Raw genomic sequence first — 2,065 nt, 5'->3', positions numbered from 1 at the left:
TAGTTTGCATCGCCTAGGGCGTCTTTTATCTTAAAAATTTGAGCGATATTTGCGTCTAGCTCGTCCAAATTTAGCATATTCGGCCCGTCGCAAAGCGCCTCGCAAGGATTTACGTGTGTCTCATAGAAAAATCCATCCACGCCCGCAGCTGCCGCGGCTCGCGCTAGATACGGTACAAATTTCGCGTCCCCGCCGCTTTTTTCGCCAAGAGCGCTTGGCATCTGCACGCTATGCGTCGCGTCGAAAATCACGGGCGCAAACTCTCTCATCAGCACCAAATTTCGCATATCTACGACTAAATTTCCGTAGCCAAAGGTGCTGCCTCGCTCGGTTAGCCACACGCCGTTTTGCTTAGCAACCTCGTATCCATCGCCCTTTACGCCGCGCGTTTCTAGCACTTTTTTCACCGAGTGCTTCATCGCAGAGGCGGCTAAAAACTGCCCTTTTTTGATATTTACCACCGCTTTTGTCTTAGCCGCAGCGACGAGTAGATCGGTCTGGCGGCATAAAAATGCAGGTATTTGCAGCACGTCGGCCACTTCGCCTACGGGAGCAGCCTGGTAGCTCTCGTGGATATCGGTTAAAATTTTAAAACCGAATTCCTTTTTGACCTTGGCTAAAATTTCGCACCCTTTTTCAAGTCCGGGCCCGCGAAACGAGCTTATACTCGTGCGATTTGCCTTGTCAAAGCTTGATTTGAAATAAAAATCTATCCGCTTATCTTCGTTAAATTTAACTAGCCTTTTTGCCACGTCAAAAACGAGTTGCTCGCTCTCGATGACGCAAGGCCCTGCTATTAGTATCATCATCTCTCCCTTGCTACGATTATTCCGCTGATAACGACCAGCATTATACCAAAAAACGCCGCCGCATTAGGCAGCGTATCGCCCATAAAAAAGCCGATGACGAGCGAAAATACGACATCCATATAGCTTATCGCAGCTACCGAGCCGGCCTTTTTGCTCGCCGCATACGCCTTCGTCATATAAAACTGGAAAAAATAGCCCGCAAGCCCCATCAGCACGATTAAAATTACGCCTTTAAAATTCGGCGCCACAAACGGCGAAAGCAAGAAATCTAGAGGCTCAAATTTGACCCACTCCGCAACGCCCATCAAAAGCATCGGCAGGGCCGTTCCCCACGCCATAAAGCTAAGCACGATGACGCTCGTGTCGTAGCTTTTGCGAAGAGTTCTGACGCTAAGCATCGCAAGCGCCGCTCCAACGCCGCTCCAAAGACCCAGCCAGTCGGTTTTGCTGATGCCAAGATTTGGCTGGATGATAAAAAGTATGCCGATAAAGCCCAGAAATATCGCGCCCCAGCCCTTTTTACTAAGCGCTTCTTTTAAGAAAATCGCCGCAAAAATCGCCGTGAAAATCGGGCTGGTTTTTTGAAAAGTATAGGCTGCGCCCAAATTTATATGAGCGATGTTGTAAAAAAGAGCAAAAAGCGCGATCGTGCCGATAAATCCGCGAAACATCAGCACACAAAACTGCCCGCCTTTTTGATGCGTCGGCGGCCTTTTGTAAATGGCGTAAAGAACGATGGCAAGGCCCACGGCGTTTCTAAAAAATACGACCTCGATGCTAGACATCTGCTCGCTCAAAACCTTCGCAAAGCCTCCGACGGCAGCAAAAAACATACACGCGATAATCATATAATAAGCGCCCAAATGGTGCAAAACGTATCTACGAAACAAAATTTTTCCTTTAAATTTAGGCGTATTGTAATGCAAAACGGCTTAAATTTATAAACAATGTAAGCAAAAAATTTGTATAATCGGGATTTTAAGCGGCGAAGTCGGCCGCAAATTTAACGGGATTTTTAAGGGAAAATTTTGCAAAAGATAATTTTAGTCGGCAAGCCAAACGTCGGCAAAAGCTCGCTCTTTAACCGCCTAGCCGGCAGACGTATAGCCATCACCAGCGACGTTAGCGGCACTACGCGAGATACCAACAAAACGATTATAGAAATTTATGACAAAAGCTGCGTTTTGATCGACAGCGGCGGACTCGACGACAGCAGCGAGCTCTTTAAAAACGTCAAGGCAAAAACCCTAGCCGAA

Annotated in this window: 3 protein-coding genes; 1 reads left to right on the top strand and 2 read right to left on the bottom strand. The window is 47.4% G+C overall.

Going from position 1 to position 2,065, the window contains the following annotated elements; genetic code table 11:
* Positions 1-806, bottom strand: an 806-nt coding sequence (gene kdsA / locus Q0338_RS02460) for a 3-deoxy-8-phosphooctulonate synthase (RefSeq protein ID WP_298085377.1), incomplete at its 3' end; no start/stop codon positions are given.
* On the bottom strand, positions 806-1,699 hold the full coding sequence (locus tag Q0338_RS02455; protein WP_298085376.1) for a DMT family transporter: 894 nt from the start codon (positions 1,697-1,699) through the stop codon (positions 806-808). The genes Q0338_RS02455 and kdsA, both read right to left, overlap by 1 nt.
* A 138-nt stretch (positions 1,700-1,837) precedes the next feature.
* On the opposite strand from Q0338_RS02455, the gene Q0338_RS02450 reads away from it, so the two are divergent.
* On the top strand, positions 1,838-2,065 hold a 228-nt coding region (locus tag Q0338_RS02450), incomplete at its 3' end, for a GTPase (protein WP_298085375.1).

Source organism: uncultured Campylobacter sp., assembly GCF_938018145.1.
In the GTDB taxonomy this organism is placed as follows: Bacteria; Campylobacterota; Campylobacteria; order Campylobacterales; family Campylobacteraceae; genus Campylobacter_A.
The sequence above is the reverse complement of the archived record's forward strand: the minus strand, read 5'-3'. Positions and strand labels throughout refer to the sequence as shown.